The following is a 17,587-nucleotide window of genomic DNA, read 5'->3' as shown; positions in this document are numbered from 1 at the left end:
GGGCGTGTCAGTGTTGCCCCAGGTACCCATGGCAGGATCGCCATGTCCGAATCTTCGCAATTTATCGCAACTTCGACGGACGCTACCTGCCGGGCCCATGAGCCATATGAACTCATTTCGACGCGCGGGAGGCAATTCGACTTATGGTCGATACATCCGTTTGTGCAACCAAATCCGTAGCGGACAGGCTTCAGGCTCCGGTGTTCGAGGAATACTCGGTCCTGTGTCGTTGGGCTGTTGTAGACGCTAATGGTGCATGTTCAGACGCAAAACTATTCATTTGCTCGCCACACTCTTGTGAAGTTGTGAAAACCCGTTTTTTTCACGCTCTTTTGAAGACGTGAACCTCAAAAAGGGCTGTCCCAGCCTGGCACCGTGCCCGGATGGATTGCCGCCATGGGATACAGGGCAGGCAAAACGGGCAAACAGCTCAGTGACCGAGCGTAATGACAGCTCTGCAGATTCGCGAAAAGTGGAGGTTTTGCTCAACAAAACAGCAAGCGCGCCAGCTTCACTCGATCTGTGTGGGCGGCTCTCTGTGGGCGGTGCGGGGTGTCAATGCAAGCGCATTGACGATGCTGCGAGGCCCGATCAGGAGACGTCCTTATAATCGGGGGGAGATTGTATCTAAGAAACGCAGGGAAATGGTCGTGTTTAATGACTTTTATTAGGTGTTTGGTCAGGTCGTCATCATTTGCTGTGCACGCGAGCGTGGTTGTAGCTGCTGCGAAACGACCCGGGCGCCGGCAGGCAGCGGTTGATCCAGCCAGTTCAGGCGGATCTCTTCGATTTCAACCCAGCCATCGCCCATGGGCTGGAGGCTGCACTGTTTGAAGGCCTGGCAGTGGCCATTGCGGTCGAGCAGGGCGAAGCAGCGATGCAGTGGGCGTGGCGCGAACAGAGAGATCAGGTGGCGCATGCTGGAGTACCTTGTGGGGTGGCTACGGTGAAAATAGCCCACTAGCCGTTACGTGCAAGTGTATGGGCGATGACAGATATGTGACATGAACTGCTTTCCCAAGGGTTTGTCAGAGATTTCATCAAACACTGTGAGGTGCTGGTTCCCCGCAGTGGCGCACCGCTATACTGCGGGCCTGTTTGTGCCTGATTCTGGAGAGAAGAGCATGTTGCAACGCCTGTTGTTCGGTTTGATCACTGTGACCAGTTTGACGCTGGTTGGCTGCGCCCACAGCCCGCAACAACTGAGCCCGGAACCCAAGCTGACCGCCCAGTTGGCCCCGGTCGGCCATGGCCAGCCCGTCGTGGTGCGTGTAGTGGACGGTCGCCCGTCGCCGACGCTGGGCACCCGTGGTGGCCTGTACCCGGAGACCAGCGCGATCACTGTGCAGGGCGCGCAGATCCTGCCGAAGCTGCAGGCCCAGGCTGAAGCCGCCGTGCGTCTGTTGGGCTTTACCCCGACGAACAATGCCATGAATGCACCGCAACTGACCGTGACCCTGGTGGAGTTGAAGTACCAGTCGCCCAAGGAAGGCATGTACGTGACCGAAGCCACCATCGGCGCGACCTTCCGCTCCGATGTGCAGAACGCCAACCGTCGCTACAGCGGCCGCGTAATCGTTAACGACCATCGCGAGCAGGCTCGCTCCTACAGGGGGGCGTTGGTGTCAGGCGGCTTGTGAGTAAAAGTCCAGCACGCTCACGCCGGTAAGCAGATCCGTTTCCGGCAAATCCGCGTGTTGATGCCCGCCCAGGGCGCAATACACCAGCCAATGGCGGTCCTGAACATTGAAGGCGAGGCTGCCGACGAGGGCTTGTTGTTCTTCGCTGGGGGTGATGAGGTAAAGGCGATCCTGGTTTTCGGCGTGGAGCATGACGTGGTCCTTGTCGGTTTCGAGGCGCGCATGGTCGCCGATACAGATGACGAAGCCGTGACTCAGGACAACCATTGATCAATTGCCTCGTTATTTGTCGGAAACAGAGGGCAGGCGCGCAGGCTTTCGGTAGAATCCGCGCCGCGGTCGCCGGTCCGGCACCTGCCACCTGTTTGACTTGAGGTTTGTGATGTCGCTGCACTTGATGACGCTGTTTACCGCCCATCCCGCCAAATTGATCAATCTGCTGGCCTTGCTCTTTGCCTTTCCGGGCGGCTGGTTGCTGCACGCTACCCGTCGTCGTGAAATGCGCGCGATGGCCAGCCTTCAGGCACAGCGCCAGAGCAGCCCCAACGTAGAGCCCACGCTGGACTGGGCGACCTTGCGCAAGAACCGTTTTTTCTACATCTTCGGTTTTGCCTGCATGGGGATGGCGCTGCTGGTTTCCTGGATCAGTACTCAGGTCTGAGCCTTTTCAAAGTAAAAGATCTTGATTTAAAAAGAACGGCGCCCGAAGGCGCCGTTCTCGTATCCAGCCGAAACCGCTTACAGCGGCAACCCTGCCTTCACCCGGTACTGATTGCGCACCGGCGTCGCATATTGCAGCACCAGGAACGGACGATGCTCTTCAGGGCAGGCATCCAGGCGGCGTTGCCATTCTTCCTGGGCCTTGGCGAGTTCCTCGGCCGGGAACACTTCGGCGGCTTTTGGTACCTGCAACTGCGGATCGGCGTCTTTCCACTGTGCGTACGCCAGGTAGTGCACCGGGAACAAGCGATAGCCGCTGAGGATTTGCTTGTCCGTCTCGACCGCCAACTGCTTGGTGCCTTCGAACAGTTCGGTGATCGGCGCGGCAAAGTTCACATGCACCCGACCCTTGTAGCCGGTGATGCCCTTGGCGATGCTCACGTCATCCTCGCCCGGCGCCTTGGTGTAGCTGCCGGTGGTAGCGCGGATGTAAAGCTCGCGGGCCTTGGCCTGATCGCACGGGTCGTATTCGTAGCTGATCGACACCGGGGTCAGGTTCAGCGACTGGATGACTTCGCCGAACGGTTCGTCCTTACGGCTCATGTGGAACATCTTGAGGATCGCCGATTCGGTACGATCGTCACCGTCCTTGGCGCGGCCTTCGGCCTGGGCGATCCAGATCGAGGCGCAATCGTTGCGGATCGAATGGTTGATGTACGCCGACAACAGTTGATAAGCCGCCATTTTCTCCCGGCGACCGCTGATCGAGCGGTGCACGATGAAGCTCTTGTTCAGGCGCATCAGGTCGCTGACGAAAGGCTTTTGCAGCAGGTTGTCGCCAATGGCGATGCGCGGAGTCGGCAGGCCGGCGTGGTACACGGCATAGTTGACGAAGGCCGGGTCCATCACGATATCGCGGTGGTTGGCGATAAACAGGTAGGCGCTGCCGGACTTGAATTGCTCCACCCCGGTATAGGTGACGCCGTCGGTGGCGCGCTCAATGGTGTGGTCGACGTAAACCTCGACTTTGTCCTGTAATGTGGCCACGGAGTTAATGCCGGCAAACTCACGGCGCAGCCGATGGGCTATAAGAGGTTTGAGTGCCCAGCCTAAAGCGCCGGCGAAACGCGGGAAGCGGAAGTGGGTGAGGATATCTAGAAACGCCTTGTCGCCGAGCAGTCGTGCCAGCACTGCCGGGACTTCGCTGTCGTCGTAAGGTCGGATGGCATCGAATTCGCCCATCATGCTCTCTTGTTAGAAACGGCTAGGGTAAGTAAAGGTTTTGATTGAAAACCGGCGGGGTGCGGTCTGAAAAAGTAGCCAGACAAAAATAGCCCTGCAAATAGACCGGCGATTATACGCACAAGTCACCTGGGAGACCGCGATGCTGGAAACTGCGCAATATGAATGTCCGTATTGTGGTGAGGAAGTCGAGACGACGCTGGATTTGTCCGGTGGCGATCAGACCTATATTGAAGACTGTCAGGTGTGCTGCCGGCCGATAACCTTCGTGTTGCAGGTTCATGAAGATGAATGGCATCTCGAAGTGTTCAGCGAAAACGAGTGAGGAGCGTGTATGCAGCGCATCTACGACCCGGAGAACCTGATGGAAGGCGAGTTGCTGCAAGGCATGCTCGCCAGCGAGGGCATCGAGGCGCACCTGGTGGGCCGTGATTTGCTCGGGGGCAGCGGCGAGTTGCCGATCTATGGCTTGCTGGGGCTGTCGGTCGAGAACGATCAGGCTGCATACGCCCGCGAGCTGATCACCGCGTACAATGCCGCGCTGCCGCTGTCCGGCGATGAACCGGACAGCTTTCCCGGCACGCTGGTCTGTTAGGCTGGCGTTCGTTTGATCAAGAGCCGTGTTGCCCCATGTGTGGACGTTATGCCCTGTTTCGCTGGAACCCCGCCTTCGCGGCGCTGCCCGGTTTTCCCGCCGACCAGCAGGCGCAGTGGAACATTTCCCCCAATGATTCGGTGTTGATGCTGCGGGCCGAGCCTGACGGTCAACGCACGCTGGCCCGCGCCCGCTGGGGCCTGACGCCACCCTGGCTGACCGATCTGTCCCGCACTCCGGCCCACGCTCGTGCCGAAACCGTGGCCGAACAACCGATGTTCCGCGAAGCCCTGCGCTTGCGCCGCTGCCTGTTGCCGGCCAACGGTTTCTACGAATGGCGCGGCACGACGCGCAAGCGCCCGTACTGGCTGACACCGGGGGAGGGTTCGTCATTGTTTTTTGCGGCGATCTGGGAGGCGTATCCGGTGCAAGAGCAGGTTTGGCTGAGTACCGCCGTGATTACCCAACCGGCGGCAAGCCAGCGGCGGCCGTTGATTCTTGATGAGGTGGGGCAGGCGGCGTGGCTGGATCCCGAGACACCGTTGCATGCATTGCAAGCATTGCTGGCCAGTGAGCCTGCCGTGTTGCGCGAGCGGGTGCTGGCCAACATGGTGAATGATCCGAAGCTCAATGGGCCGGAGTGCCTCACTCCGGGTTGAATTATTGGGTGGCTGAGCCGGCCCCATCGCGAGCAAGCTCGCTCCCACAKKGGATCTGTGGCGTACACAAATCCCCTGTGGGAGCGGGCTTGCCCGCGATGGGGCCTTTGGATCAAACCCTGAACTGATTGATCAACCGCCGCTGCTGCTCGGCCAACCTGGTCAAATCCGCACTGGCCGCGCTCGACTCATCGGCGCCGCCGGCCACTTCATTGGCCACCTGACCGATGTTGATCACGTTGCGGTTGATGTCGTCCGCCACCGCACTTTGCTCCTCGGCCGCGCTGGCGATCTGGGTGTTCATGTCATTGATCACCGACACCGCCTGAGTAATGGTTTCCAGTGCTTCGGCGGCCTTGGAGGCGTGCTGTACGCTTTCGTCCGTACGGTTCTGACTGTCTTCCATGACCCGCACTACATCCCGCGTGCCTTGCTGCAGTTGCTGGATCATGGTCTGGATTTCTTCGGTGGCCTTTTGCGTTTTCTGCGCCAGGTTACGCACCTCGTCGGCCACTACCGCAAAACCTCGGCCCTGTTCACCGGCGCGGGCGGCTTCGATGGCCGCGTTCAGGGCCAGCAGGTTGGTCTGCTCGGCGATCCCGCGAATGGCGGTGAGGATGGCGTTGATGTTTTCGCTGTCCTTGGCCAGGGTTTGCACCACGCTCACGGCGCGGCCGATTTCCACTGCGAGGGCGCCAATCGAGTTCGAGGTGTCGCGCACGATCTGCATGCCCTGGCTGGCGGCCTGATCGGCATGGCTGGCGGCCTGTGCGGCCTGGGTCGCGTTGCGCGCCACGTCCTGGGCGGTGGCGGTCATTTCCTGCACAGCGGTGGCCACCTGATCGATCTCGGCCATTTGCTTGTGTACACCGGTATTGGTGCGGATGGCGATGTCGGCGGTGTGTTCCGACGAATCGCTGACGCTCTGCACCGACGTCACCACCTGGGTGATCATCGCCTGCAACTTGGCCAGGAAAGTATTGAAGCCTTTGGCGATCGAACCCAGTTCATCGGCGCGGTCGCTGCTCAGGCGCCGGGTCAGGTCACCTTCGCCCTGGGCGATATCGTCGAGCATGGCCGCCATCTGCTTGAGCGGACGGGCGATGCCGTGGCCCACCAGCCAGATCACCAGCAAACCGATACCGGCAATCACCAGACCGACCATCGCCATGCCGAAGGTGTCGGATTTGCGCTGTGCGTTCAGGTCGGCCTGGAGTTTTTGCAGGTCGGCCATGACCGCATTCAGCGGCAACTGCAGCATCAAGGTCCAGCGGGCGTCAGTCTGGCCGATGCCGAACGGCAGGTACAACTCGATCCGGCCTTGGGCCTTGTCGACGGTATAGGTGACTTCGCCGCGCTTGAGATTGGCCATGTTGGCGATCTGCTTGCTGTCGAGGATGTCGCTGACCTTTTCGCCGAATTTGCTCGGATCCTTGGTGTAGGCAACGATCCGGCCATTGCCGCCGATCAGGGCCATTTCCCCGGCGCCGCTGTAGAGTTTCTGGTTGGCGCCCAAGAGCATTTCCTGGATGAAGTTCACCGACAGGTCGGCACCGACTATGCCCTGGAAGGCACCGTTGAGCATGATCGGCTCAATAAAGGAGGCGAGCATGACGATTTTGTCGCCCACCTTATAAGGCGCCGGATCGATCACGCAGGATTTTTTGGTTTCTTTTGAGCACAGGTAGTACTCGCTGGCGCGCACGCCGGTGGACAGGGTTTTCTGGTCGTCGACGTCCACCAGTTTGTCCAGGCCCAGGGTGCCGTCGTCGTTGCGGAACCACCAGGGCAGGAAGCGCCCGTTGGCGGCGTCGATGCCGACTACCTGAGTGCCGACATAGGCCGCATCGTTGTGATCCAGTGCGTCTTTCTCCCAACCGATATAGGTGCCGAGGATTTTCGGGTTCTTGACCACGTTTTCCTTGATCAGACCGATCAATTGCTCGCGGCTGAGGCTCAGCGCAGGCTGGCCATCGGTACCCGGTGTGCCGATCAGGGCGTTGACCCGCACCAGCCCGCCGGCAATCAGCAGCGGTGCTTCGAGTTCACGCTGGATCTGGCTGACCTGGGTTTGCGCCAGGGACGTCAGGCGCTGTTCGATGACTTGCTCGAATTGGGCCTGGGTCCGCTCCTGGACCATGTCTTGGGTCCGGGCGCCGGAGAGCAGCGCATACACCACCAGCGCTGCCACGACACTAAGGACAATGGCGCCGGCAAGGGCCGCCACGGAAAACTGGATCGACTTGAATTTCATGGGGGCTCCGCACGCAAAAGGACGTCTGCCCAGGTGTATCGGCAGAGTGTCGGACGGGCATGAGCGCGGGCAGCTGAAATGACTGTTTTTGCGTGTCGGATGTCGCAAATGAATCCATGCGCGGCGTGATGGACTGCGGGTTGTTGCCGTATGTGAATTTTTTCTACGGCGATGAGAGCTTTGTCCGAATTGTGCGTCTTACGTCCATTGTATCTGGCGTCTAGACATTTCCACGCCTAGGATACGCGGCATGTTTTCAGGGAAATTTTTGATGAACAAGATTTTGGTTGTCAGTGCACTGAGCGCAGCGCTGCTGCTCACCGGTTGTCAGTCGGTCAATACCACCAGCGGCGGTGCAGTGGGCATTGAGCGCAAGCAGTACATGTTCAGCATGTTGTCCGCGCAAGAGGTCGACCAGATGTACGCCCAGTCCTATCAGAAGACCGTGGGCGAAGCGTCCAGCAAAGGTGTGCTGGACAAGACCAGCAATGAAGCCCGGCGGGTTCAGGCGATTGCCGACCGGCTGATTGCCCAGACGCCGACGTTTCGTCCGGACGCGGCTCAGTGGAAGTGGGAAGTCAACCTGATCAAGAGCGATGAGCTCAACGCCAACTGCGGCCCTGGCGGCAAAATCATCTTTTACACCGGCCTGATCGACAGACTGAAACTGACCGACGATGAAATCGCCGCGATCATGGGGCATGAAATCGCCCACGCCCTGCGTGAGCACGGTCGTGAAGCGATGTCCAAGGCTTACGGCATCGAAATGGCCAAGCAGGGCGCCGGTGCCTTGTTGGGATTGGGGCAGGACACCATGGCCCTGGCCGATACCGTGGCGAACTACGGCATGACCTTGCCCAACAGCCGCGCCAATGAAAACGAAGCGGACCTGATTGGCCTGGAACTGGCGGCCCGCGCCGGTTACAACCCGAATGCCGCAATTACCCTGTGGAACAAGATGAGCAAGGTCTCGGAAGGTGCGCCACCGGAATTCATGAGCACTCACCCGGCGTCGTCGAGTCGTATTGCGGCGTTGCAGGCGGCGATTCCGAAAGTGATGCCGTTGTATGAGCAGGCCAAGAAATCCTGACGGTCATCTATTGAGGCTTCGGGCCTCATCGTCGGAGCGCCGCCCGGAGCAAGCTCGCTCCCACATTGGTTTTGTGCTCGACGCCGAACCCTGTGGGAGCGAGCTTGCTCGCGATGAACGATAACGCGGTCTATCGACCTAAACCGTCAAACCCACCCGCTGCTCTGCATCGCCTTGTACACCGCGACAATCGCCAGGATGAAGAACGCCGACGCCGCCAGTCGACGGATCAGGGTCAAGGGCAATTTGTCTGCGGCAAAGTTGCCCGCCAGTACCACCGGTACGTTGGCAATCAGCATGCCGAGGGTGGTACCGATGATCACCAGCCAAAGCTCTGGATACTGGGCCGCGAGCATCACGGTCGCGATCTGCGTCTTGTCGCCGATTTCCGCCAGGAAGAACGCGATCAGCGTGGTCAGGAACGGCCCGAACTTGCGGGCGGTGCTGGCTTCGTCGTCATCCATCTTGTCCGGGACCAGGGTCCACAGTGCGGTCGCGGCGAAGCTCGCGGCGAGGATCCAGTGCAGCATCGTATCCGAGAAGAAACTGCCGACCCAGGCGCCTATCGCACCGGCTGCAGCGTGGTTGGCCAGGGTCGCGGCGACGATACCGGCGATGATCGGCCAGGGCTTGCGGAAGCGGGCAGCGAGAATGAGCGCGAGCAGTTGCGTCTTGTCGCCGATTTCGGCCAAGGCAACGATTGCGGTAGGTACGAGTAGTGAATCCAGCATCAGGGGTTTTCCTAAGGGGCGGGTCGACACGGCTATGACACGTACAGCCTTCCCGCCCCGGGTAAGGTGTTCGTGTCATAGGTCTTGTCAAACCCTGCGATCCATCTGATGTGGATGCTTGGGTCGCATGCGCCATGGTCTTTTGACCAAGTATGTTGACGCATGCCGGACGAGCGTGGCGCTCGTGGGAGACTACTCCCCTAGGACGGAGCGGATTCTGCCTAGGCAAAATCCATTCGGCAAGCCTTCTTTTTCAAAAGAAGTTCAACCGCGTTTGGCCCGGTAGATTCGGAAACCCTGTCCTTCGGCCTTGATCGCACACACGCCCAAATGCTCTTCGATCAGCGGTTGATACTTCAGGAAGCTGTTAGCTACCAAGCGAAGTTCGCCACCGTTTTTCAGATGTTTGGCTGCTTTTCGCAGCAGGTTTTCGGTAGCGAAATAGTCGGTGTGCACCCCGACATGGAACGGCGGATTGCTCAGAATCGCACTCAAACCCATCGGTGCGGCATCGATTCCGTCACCGGTAATCACCTCGGCTTCCAGACCATTGGCAGCCAGGGTCAGGCGACTGCTGGCAGCGGCAAAGGCATCCACATCCAGCAACGTGACCTGGTTGTGCGGGTAACGACGTTTCACCGCTGCCCCCAGAACCCCGGCGCCACAACCGAAATCGAGCAGGTGACCGCCGGGCAGTTTGTCCAGATGTTCCAGCAGCAGCGCGCTGCCGCGATCCAGGCGACCATGGCTGAACACCCCCGGCAAGCTGATGACCTTCAACGGGCCTTCGGCCAGCGGCAGTTCGTAGGTCTGCGCCAGGCTTTCCAGCGGTTTGGCTTCAGGCGCGTTGGCCACGGTGACCAGCCAGAGCTGGCAGTGTCGCGCGCTGTCGAGCTTGCGTGGCTTGCCGAACGGGTTGAGTTGTTTGGCGGCACCTTCGATGCCGCTTTTTTTCTCGCCGACCAGGTACAGCTCGCGGCCGGCCAGCCGCGAGGCGAGGGCGTTGAGGATGTAGTCGGTCAGGTCCTTGGCCTTGGGCAGAAACACCACGGCGCTATCGAACTCGCGCTGCGGCGCATTCACGCCAAAATGGCTGCGCTCGGCGAAGCGGGCGTCCAGCGCGGCCTGATCGCCGGCGTGCCAGCACCAGCCATGAGCCTCGGGCAGACGACCCAGCAAGTCGTCGGCGGGCAAACCGGCCAGCAACACCGAACCCTGGAATAACTCGGCCTGACGAAGCAGTACTTCACTGCGCGGATCCATAACTGCTCCTGTGGAAAAAAGTGCCGCAGTTTATCAACTGACGACCCGCAGCGCCTTACCGCTGAAGTATCCCAGTGCGTTTTCGGTCACTTGGCCAACGATTCGCTGGCGCGCTTCGCGGCTGCCCCAGGCGTTGTGCGGGGTGACGATCAGGCGCGGAATATCGTGGGCCAGCAGCGGATTGCCATTAATGGGGGGCTCGACGCTCAGCACGTCCGTGGCGGCGCCGCCCAGATGCCCGTTGCGCAGGGCGTCGGCCAGTGCCTGTTCGTCGATCAGGCCACCGCGTGCGGTGTTGACCACAAATGCTCCGGGCTTCATCGAGGCCAGTTCACGGGCACCGATGAAGTGGCGGGTATGTTCGTTGAGTGGGCAGTGCAAGGTCAGGGCATCGACCTGTGGCAACAGTTCATCCAGCGGCAAGCGATCCGGCCGGGCGGGGCGTCCGGGAATTTGCCCCAGCAGGACGCGCATGCCGAAGGCTTCGGCCAGCCGTGCGACTGCGCCGCCCAATTCGCCGTGGCCCAGCAGTCCAAGGGTTTTGCCTTCGAGTTCGACAATCGGGTAATCCAGCAAACAGAACTGTTTGGCCTGCTGCCAGCGACCTTCGCCGACGGCTTTTTGATAATCGGCCAGGCGTGTGGCCAGGTTGAGCAGCAGCATGATCGTGTGCTGCGCCACCGACGGCGTGCCGTAACCCTGGCAGTTGCACACAGTAATTCCGTGGGCGCGGGCGGCGGCGAGGTCGACGTTGTTGGTGCCGGTGGCGGTGATCAGGATCAGCTTGAGATCAGGGCTGGCGGCCATGGCAGCGGCATCGATGACAATTTTGTTGCTGATGGCGACGGTGGCGCCCTTGAGGTGTTCAATGACTTGATCGGGCAAGGTCTGGGCGAACAGCTGCAGTTCGCTGAAACAACTGCGCAGCGGATTGAGGTCAAGGTCGCCAAGGTCCAGGGACGGGTGGTCGAGGAAAACGGCGCGGCGAGTGTTCGTCATCAACTGTACCTTTTGTGCAATGAACTGAAGGCGTAATCTGCCGAGCCTACCAGATGAAATAAATAGATACGCTTGGCCTGAAGGAGCCCCTATGTACTGGACAGAGTTCTTGACCGTTGCCCTGATTCACCTGCTGGCCGTGGCCAGCCCCGGCCCGGACTTTGCTGTCGTGGTGCGTGAGAGCGTGACCCACGGTCGCCGCGCAGGCACCTGGACCGCGCTGGGTGTGGGTACGGCGATTTTCCTGCACGTGGGTTATTCCCTGCTGGGGATCGGCCTGATCGTGTCCCAGTCGATCGTGCTGTTCAATGCCTTGAAATGGGCCGCCGCCGCTTACCTGCTGTACATCGGTTACAAGGCACTGCGCGCGCAACCGGCCAAGCCTGTGGCGGACGATCTGCACAAGGAAGCCGGCGAGCGCACCGCCCGTGGTGCCTTCACTTCAGGGTTCGTCACCAACGGTCTCAATCCCAAAGCCACGCTGTTCTTCCTATCGCTGTTCACCGTGGTCATCAATCCGCACACGCCACTGGCCGTGCAGGCCGGTTACGGGGTTTACCTGGCGGCGGCGACAGCGGCCTGGTTCTGCCTGGTGGCGATGCTGTTCAGCCAGCAGCGCGTACGCGCCGGTTTCGCCCGCATGGGCCACTGGTTCGACCGGACCATGGGCGCGGTGCTGATTGCGATCGGTGTGAAACTCGCGTTTACCGAGATGCACTGACCGTAACGGTTCACGAATAGCTGCAAATGCTGGCGCAACGCTAGCATTTGCGCGGCTCTGCAAATCATTCCTTTGGCTGATTTGGCTGACGATCAAGGGCACTACAGTGCGTACTTTCAGTCACGACCGTGCAGTCAGAAAAAGGGATTCTTATGTTGCAGACTCGCGTTATCCCCCCGGCCGAAGGCGCTTACCAGTACCCGCTGTTGATCAAACGGCTGCTGATGTCTGGTGCCCGTTATGAGAAAACCCGCGAGATCATCTACCGCGACAAGTTGCGCTACAGCTACCCGACCCTGATCGAACGGGTGGCCCGCCTGGCCAATGTGCTGACGGCGGCCGGGGTCAAGCCCGGGGATGCCGTGGGTGTGATGGACTGGGACAGCCATCGTTACCTGGAATGCATGTTCGCCATCCCGATGATCGGCGCGGTGATCCACACCATCAACGTGCGCCTGTCGCCGGAACAGATCCTCTACACCATGAACCACGCCGAGGACCGCTTTGTGCTGGTCAACAGCGAGTTCGTCGGCCTCTACAAGGCAATCGAGGGGCAACTGGCCACGGTCGAGAAAACCCTGCTGCTGACTGACCTGCCGGAAAAAACCGCGGACCTGCCGAACCTCGTCGGCGAATACGAACAACTGCTGGCCGCGGCGAGCCCGCAGTACGACTTCGAGGATTTCGACGAAAACTCGGTCGCGACCACGTTCTATACCACCGGCACCACCGGCAATCCCAAGGGCGTGTACTTCACCCATCGGCAACTGGTGCTTCACACCATTGGCGTGTCGACCATCATGGGCGCGATCGATAGCGTGCGCCTGCTGGGCACCAACGACGTGTACATGCCGATCACCCCGATGTTCCACGTGCACGCCTGGGGCTTGCCGTATGTGGCGACCATGCTCGGGCTCAAGCAGGTGTATCCAGGCCGCTATGACCCGGAATATCTGGTGGAATTGTGGCGCAAGGAGAAGGTCACGTTCTCCCATTGCGTACCGACCATTTTGCAGATGGTCCTCAATGCCAAGGCCGCGCAGAACGTCGACTTCGGCGGCTGGAAAATCGTCATCGGCGGCAGCGCTTTGAATCGCACGTTGTACGAAGCGGCCAAGGCGAAAGGGATTCAACTGACGGCTGCTTATGGCATGTCGGAAACCGGGCCGCTGGTGTCGTGTGCGCACCTCAACGACGAATTGATGGCGGGTACCGAAGACGAGCGCACCACCTACCGGATCAAGGCTGGCGTGCCGGGGCCGCTGGTGGAGGCGGCGATCGTCGACACCGAGGGCAACTTCCTGCCCGCCGACGGTGAGACTCAGGGTGAACTGGTGCTGCGTGCACCGTGGCTCACCGAGGGCTATTTCAATGAACCGCAGAAGGGCGCCGAGCTCTGGGTCGGCGGCTGGCTGCACACCGGCGACGTGGCGACCCTGGACAGCATGGGGGTGATCGACATTCGTGACCGGATCAAGGACGTGATCAAGACCGGTGGCGAGTGGATTTCCTCCCTGGACCTGGAAGACCTGATCAGCCGTCATGCGGCGGTACGTGAAGTAGCAGTGGTGGGGATTCCCGATCCGCAGTGGGGCGAGCGGCCGTTTGCCCTGCTGGTGCTCCGTGAGGGTCATGCAATCGGGGCTCGGGAACTCAAGGAACACCTCAAGCCGTTCGTGGAGCTGGGGCACTTGAGCAAGTGGGCGATTCCGAGCCAGATTGCCCTTGTTACTGAAATTCCCAAGACCAGCGTCGGCAAACTCGACAAGAAGCGCATTCGTGTCGACATCACCGAATGGCAAGCCACCAACAGCACCTTCCTCTCGACGCTTTAAGCGCCTCTCGGCGTGCCCGAAAGGGCACGCCAGCCCCACCAAGCAAGCGCTTGGCTTGTCAATTCGAATTTTTCAGCCATCCTTGCCGTGCCGACGGGTGTCGGACTGGCGAAAGGACTGTTCCAGAGTGGCTGGCAACTGCAAATCACACTTTAGAGGGATCAAGCACTACTACCTGCTGGCTATAGTCCGTTCAAGGATTTTTAAGAACGGGGCAACCGCACGAACCGGGGCGATGCAACTTTGGAATGACTTTGGGATGCCATGGCTCCCGGTTATCCACAGCGTTTTTAGAAGTGCTCATTGCCATAAAAATAAAATGCACATGGAGTAGCGTCGATGACATCAGTAAACCAGTTCTGGCGCCGGGCGAAACTGCCCCTGGCTGTCAGTCTTGCTTCTACGCTCGCCGGGCCAGCATTCGGCGTCAGTTTCAACGTTGGTGAAATCGAAGGTCAGTTCGACTCATCCCTGTCGATTGGCGCCAGTTGGTCTACCGAACAGCCGAACAAGAACCTCATCGGCGTCAACAACGGCGGTAAGGGGCTGTCGCAGACTTCTGATGACGGTCACCTGAACTTCAAGAGCGGGGAAACCTTCTCGAAGATCTTCAAGGGCATCCATGACCTTGAACTGAAATACGGCGATACCGGTGTTTTCGTCCGTGGCAAATACTGGTACGACTTTGAACTGAAAGACGAAAGCCGTCCGTTCAAGGACATCAGCGACGACGGTCGCAAGGAAGGCGCCAAGTCCGCTGGCACTCAACTCCTCGACGCCTTCGTCTACCACAACTACTCCATTGCCGATCAACCAGGTTCCGTGCGCCTGGGCAAGCAGGTCGTGAGCTGGGGTGAAAGTACCTTCATTGGCGGCGGCATCAACTCGATCAACCCGATCGACGTGTCGGCATTCCGCCGTCCGGGTGCCGAGATCAAGGAAGGCCTGATCCCGGTCAATATGTTCTATGTGTCCCAGAGCCTGACCGAAAACCTCTCGGCCGAAGCGTTTTATCAACTTGAATGGGATCAGACCGTCGTCGACAACTGCGGCACGTTCTTCTCCCAGCCGGACATCGTTGCCGACGGCTGCGACAACAACCTGCGCGTGCTGAACAAGCGCTCGCAAATTCCGGCCGTTGCCTTGGGGCCTTTGGCTGCCAACGGCGTCGACGTCAACGAAGAGGGTGTTCTGGTGCGTCGTGGCCCCGATCGTGATGCCCGTGACAGCGGCCAGTGGGGCGCGTCCTTCAAGTACATGTTCGATCCGCTGGACACCGAGTTCGGCGCCTACTTCATGAACTACCACAGTCGTGCGCCGATCTTCAGCGCCACCGGTGCGCCGCAGTCGGTCTACAACACCGCAGCGTCGCTGAGCGGTGGACCATTTGCCCGGCTTGCGCCGTTGCTGGTGGCCGGTAATTCGCAATACTTCATCGAATACCCCGAGGACATTCGCCTGTATGGCTTGAGCTTCTCCACCACCCTGCCTACCGGTACGGCGTGGAGCGGTGAGATCAGCTACCGTCCGAACGCACCGGTGCAGCTCAACTCCACCGACATCCTGTTCGCCGGTGTGCGTCCTTTGGGCGGCGCTCTGAGCAACGCTTCACTGCTCAACGGTGTGCCTGGCCAGGACTTGCACGGGTATAACCGCAAGGAAGTCACCCAATTCCAGACCACTCTGACGCACTTCTTCGATCAGGTCATGGGCGCCAGCCGTCTGACCCTGGTGGGCGAAGTGGGCGTGACCCACGTCGGCGGGCTGGAAAGCTCCTCCGATGTCCGTTATGGCCGTGACCCGGTCTACGGCCCTGGCGAGTTGCCAGCTACCGGCGGCCAGAACACCTGCGTGGCGCTCAACACCAGCACCATCAACGGGGCCGGCCCGGGTACGCCGACCAACAACCTCAGCCGCAACTGCACCAACGAAGGCTTCACCACCCCGACTTCGTGGGGCTACCGCGGTCGCGCCATCTGGGAATACAACGACGTGTTTGCCGGTGTGAACCTCAAACCGAACGTTGCCTGGTCCCATGACGTAAGCGGTTATTCCCCTGGCCCTGGCGGCAACTTCGAGGAAGGCCGCAAGGCGGTGAGCCTGGGTGTTGATGCCGAGTACCAGAACACCTACACCGCGAGCCTGGCTTACACCAACTTCTTCGACGGCAAGTACACCACAGTGGATGACCGCGACTTCGTTGCGCTCAGCCTCGGCGTGAACTTCTAAGCACAGTATTTTCAGGACGAACGCATAAATGAAAATAACAAAGAGTCTGTTCCACGCCGGTGTTCTGGGTCTTTCGCTGCTGGCGACCAGCGTCATCGCAGCGGTTCCCCAGGCCGAGGCCGACAAACTGGGCAAGAGCCTGACCCCTATGGGCGCCGAAATGGCGGGTAACGCCGACGGTTCGATCCCTGCCTGGAAACCGCTGCCGAAGAACGCCGGCACCGTCGACAGCAAAGGCTTCCTGTCCGATCCGTACCCGGGTGAAAAACCGCTGTTCACTATCACGGCGCAGAACGTCGACCAGTACAAGGCCAAGCTTGCCCCTGGCCAGTACGCGATGTTCAAGCGCTACCCGGAAACCTTCAAGATGCCGGTGTACCCGTCCCACCGCGGTGCCACCGTGCCGGATGACGTGTTCGCCGCCATCAAGCGCAACGCCACCAACACCAACCTGGTGTCCGGCGGTAACGGTCTGGAGAACTTCGAAACAGCCGTGCCGTTCCCGATTCCGAAAAGCGGCGTGGAAGTTATCTGGAACCACATCACCCGCTATCGTGGCGGCAGCGTGACCCGTCTGGTGACCCAGGCCACACCGCAACCGAATGGCTCGTATAGCATGGTGTACTTCCAGGACCAGTTCGTGTTCCGCGACAAAATGAAGGATTACGACCCGAAAAACCCGGGCAATATCCTGTTCTACTTCAAGCAGAAAGTGACCGCGCCGGCGCGTCTGGCCGGTGGTGTACTGCTGGTGCACGAAACCCTCGACCAGGTGAAGGAGCCGCGTTCGGCGTGGGTCTACAACGCGGGTCAGCGTCGTGTGCGTCGTGCCCCGCAAGTGTCCTATGACGGTCCGGGTACGGCTGCCGATGGCCTGCGTACTTCCGATAACCTGGACATGTACAACGGTGCGCCGGATCGTTACGACTGGAAGCTCGAAGGCAAGAAAGAGATGTACATCGCCTCCGACAGCTACAAACTCGACTCGCCGACGCTCAAGTACGACGACATCATCAAGGCCGGTCACATCAACCAGGACCTGGCTCGTTACGAGTTGCGTCGTGTGTGGCATGTGGTTGCAACCCTGAAGGAAGGTCAGCGCCACATCTACGCCAAGCGTGATTTCTACATTGACGAAGACACCTGGCAAGCCGCGGTCATCGATCACTACGACGGTCGCGGTCAACTGTGGCGTGTCGCCGAGGCCCATGCCGAGAACTACTACGACAAGCAAGTTCCGTGGTATGCCCTCGAAGCCCTGTATGACCTGCAATCGGGTCGTTACCTGGCGCTGGGCATGAAGAACGAAGAGAAGTCAGCCTATGACTTCGGCTTCCAGGCAACCACCAGCGACTTCACCCCGGCCGCCTTGCGTCAGGATGGTGTTCGCTAAGGTGAACTGAGTAGAGGCCGCACCCTCTGAAAACGCCCCGACTGGTTCGGGGCGTTTTTTTGTGCGCCCAGCATGGGCGCAATCTTGCGGGTGAAAGTCCCGTCGTAAGCTGACCACAGCGAACGAAGTGAAGCGCAACTGCATGAGGGCGACCGAGTGTGGGGAGGAAGCGTGAATCGAAACCGCGAGCCGATGGACAAGAACCGGATATAAGGCGAAGCCGATCAGGGCGAGCGAGCAAAAGATCGCGAAGCTCTTGTGGTCAAGGATCAGGCT

General features: G+C 60.0%; 17 protein-coding genes, 2 pseudogenes and 1 riboswitch. Of the genes and pseudogenes, 10 read left to right on the top strand and 9 right to left on the bottom strand.

All coding sequences use genetic code 11. The annotated features are described in order from the left end of the window. Nucleotides 1-679: 679 nt before the first annotated feature. Nucleotides 680-919: a hypothetical protein gene (locus AC1DU9_RS27490; RefSeq protein WP_223461156.1), complete on the bottom strand. Its 240-nt coding sequence runs from the start codon at nt 917-919 to the stop codon at nt 680-682. Between the two features lie 205 nt (nt 920-1,124). Between AC1DU9_RS27490 and AC1DU9_RS27485 the strand changes: the two are divergent. Continuing rightward, nucleotides 1,125-1,571 (top strand): annotated as a pseudogene (locus AC1DU9_RS27485) (YajG family lipoprotein); the annotation flags it as partial. Nucleotides 1,572-1,625: 54 nt separating this feature from the next. Here the strand turns inward: AC1DU9_RS27485 and AC1DU9_RS27480 are convergent. Continuing rightward, a complete protein-coding gene (locus AC1DU9_RS27480) occupies nt 1,626-1,832 on the bottom strand; it encodes a hypothetical protein (RefSeq protein ID WP_085724026.1) in 207 nt (68 codons plus the stop codon). A 190-nt stretch (nt 1,833-2,022) separates the two neighbouring features. Between AC1DU9_RS27480 and AC1DU9_RS27475 the strand changes: the two genes are divergently transcribed. Further along, complete coding sequence (locus AC1DU9_RS27475; protein WP_223461160.1) at nt 2,023-2,301, top strand: hypothetical protein; 279 nt, start codon at nt 2,023-2,025, stop codon at nt 2,299-2,301. Nucleotides 2,302-2,378: 77 nt separating this feature from the next. Here the strand turns inward: AC1DU9_RS27475 and AC1DU9_RS27470 are convergent, their stop codons facing one another. Then, nucleotides 2,379-3,545 (bottom strand): 1-acyl-sn-glycerol-3-phosphate acyltransferase, encoded by a 1,167-nt coding sequence (locus AC1DU9_RS27470; protein WP_223461162.1) that lies wholly within the window; start codon nt 3,543-3,545, stop codon nt 2,379-2,381. A gap of 139 nt (nt 3,546-3,684) precedes the next feature. Between AC1DU9_RS27470 and AC1DU9_RS27465 the strand changes: the two genes are divergently transcribed. From AC1DU9_RS27465 to AC1DU9_RS27455, 3 genes are read left to right on the top strand one after another with little or no spacing between them, the layout of a single operon-like run. After that, on the top strand, nt 3,685-3,867 hold the full coding sequence (locus AC1DU9_RS27465) for a CPXCG motif-containing cysteine-rich protein (protein ID WP_007979317.1): 183 nt from the start codon (nt 3,685-3,687) through the stop codon (nt 3,865-3,867). Nucleotides 3,868-3,876: 9 nt separating this feature from the next. Next, complete coding sequence (locus tag AC1DU9_RS27460; protein ID WP_008045983.1) at nt 3,877-4,137, top strand: putative signal transducing protein; 261 nt, start codon at nt 3,877-3,879, stop codon at nt 4,135-4,137. Between the two features lie 35 nt (nt 4,138-4,172). Continuing rightward, complete coding sequence (locus AC1DU9_RS27455) at nt 4,173-4,796, top strand: SOS response-associated peptidase (protein WP_223461164.1); 624 nt, start codon at nt 4,173-4,175, stop codon at nt 4,794-4,796. A gap of 112 nt (nt 4,797-4,908) precedes the next feature. Here the strand turns inward: AC1DU9_RS27455 and AC1DU9_RS27450 are convergent, their stop codons facing one another. After that, complete coding sequence (locus tag AC1DU9_RS27450; protein ID WP_477811071.1) at nt 4,909-5,652, bottom strand: methyl-accepting chemotaxis protein; 744 nt, start codon at nt 5,650-5,652, stop codon at nt 4,909-4,911. A 111-nt stretch (nt 5,653-5,763) separates the two neighbouring features. Continuing rightward, nucleotides 5,764-5,961: pseudogene (locus AC1DU9_RS27445) on the bottom strand (HAMP domain-containing protein); the annotation flags it as partial. Between the two features lie 1,360 nt (nt 5,962-7,321). Between AC1DU9_RS27445 and AC1DU9_RS27440 the strand changes: the two are divergent. Next, the gene (locus tag AC1DU9_RS27440) at nt 7,322-8,140 is read left to right on the top strand and encodes a M48 family metallopeptidase (RefSeq protein ID WP_223461168.1); all 819 of its coding nucleotides are present in this window, start codon (nt 7,322-7,324) and stop codon (nt 8,138-8,140) included. Between the two features lie 146 nt (nt 8,141-8,286). Here AC1DU9_RS27440 and AC1DU9_RS27435 read toward each other — a convergent pair whose 3' ends face one another. The 3 genes from AC1DU9_RS27435 to AC1DU9_RS27425 all read right to left on the bottom strand — a co-directional run bounded on the left by AC1DU9_RS27435 (nt 8,287) and on the right by AC1DU9_RS27425 (nt 11,133). Continuing rightward, nucleotides 8,287-8,871: a TMEM165/GDT1 family protein gene (locus AC1DU9_RS27435; RefSeq protein WP_223461170.1), complete on the bottom strand. Its 585-nt coding sequence runs from the start codon at nt 8,869-8,871 to the stop codon at nt 8,287-8,289. A gap of 89 nt (nt 8,872-8,960) precedes the next feature. Further along, nucleotides 8,961-9,085, bottom strand: a riboswitch (yybP-ykoY riboswitch). Nucleotides 9,086-9,135: 50 nt separating this feature from the next. After that, complete coding sequence (locus AC1DU9_RS27430) at nt 9,136-10,134, bottom strand: class I SAM-dependent methyltransferase (protein ID WP_223461172.1); 999 nt, start codon at nt 10,132-10,134, stop codon at nt 9,136-9,138. 33 nt (nt 10,135-10,167) lie between these two features. Beyond that, entirely contained in the window at nt 10,168-11,133 is a 966-nt protein-coding gene (locus AC1DU9_RS27425; RefSeq protein ID WP_223461174.1) for a 2-hydroxyacid dehydrogenase, read from the bottom strand. Nucleotides 11,134-11,224: 91 nt separating this feature from the next. Between AC1DU9_RS27425 and AC1DU9_RS27420 the strand changes: the two genes are divergently transcribed. The 4 genes from AC1DU9_RS27420 (at nt 11,225) to AC1DU9_RS27405 (ending at nt 17,311) form a co-directional block, all read left to right on the top strand. Continuing rightward, a complete protein-coding gene (locus AC1DU9_RS27420) occupies nt 11,225-11,854 on the top strand; it encodes a LysE family translocator (protein ID WP_110658928.1) in 630 nt (209 codons plus the stop codon). A 152-nt stretch (nt 11,855-12,006) separates the two neighbouring features. After that, entirely contained in the window at nt 12,007-13,689 is a 1,683-nt protein-coding gene (locus AC1DU9_RS27415) for a fatty acid--CoA ligase (protein ID WP_477811070.1), read from the top strand. A 339-nt stretch (nt 13,690-14,028) separates the two neighbouring features. Beyond that, nucleotides 14,029-15,918: a DUF1302 domain-containing protein gene (locus AC1DU9_RS27410; protein ID WP_223461180.1), complete on the top strand. Its 1,890-nt coding sequence runs from the start codon at nt 14,029-14,031 to the stop codon at nt 15,916-15,918. Between the two features lie 28 nt (nt 15,919-15,946). Continuing rightward, the gene (locus AC1DU9_RS27405; RefSeq protein WP_477811069.1) at nt 15,947-17,311 is read left to right on the top strand and encodes a DUF1329 domain-containing protein; all 1,365 of its coding nucleotides are present in this window, start codon (nt 15,947-15,949) and stop codon (nt 17,309-17,311) included. Here the strand turns inward: AC1DU9_RS27405 and AC1DU9_RS27400 are convergent. Continuing rightward, a partial coding sequence (locus AC1DU9_RS27400; protein ID WP_477811068.1) for a hypothetical protein occupies nt 17,234-17,587 on the bottom strand: 354 nt, incomplete at its 5' end. The two genes, AC1DU9_RS27405 and AC1DU9_RS27400, sit on opposite strands and share 78 nt — an antisense overlap.

The sequence above is a fragment of the Pseudomonas sp. P4_C1 genome, from assembly GCF_056402155.1.
This window is presented reverse-complemented; position numbering and strand designations above follow the sequence as displayed.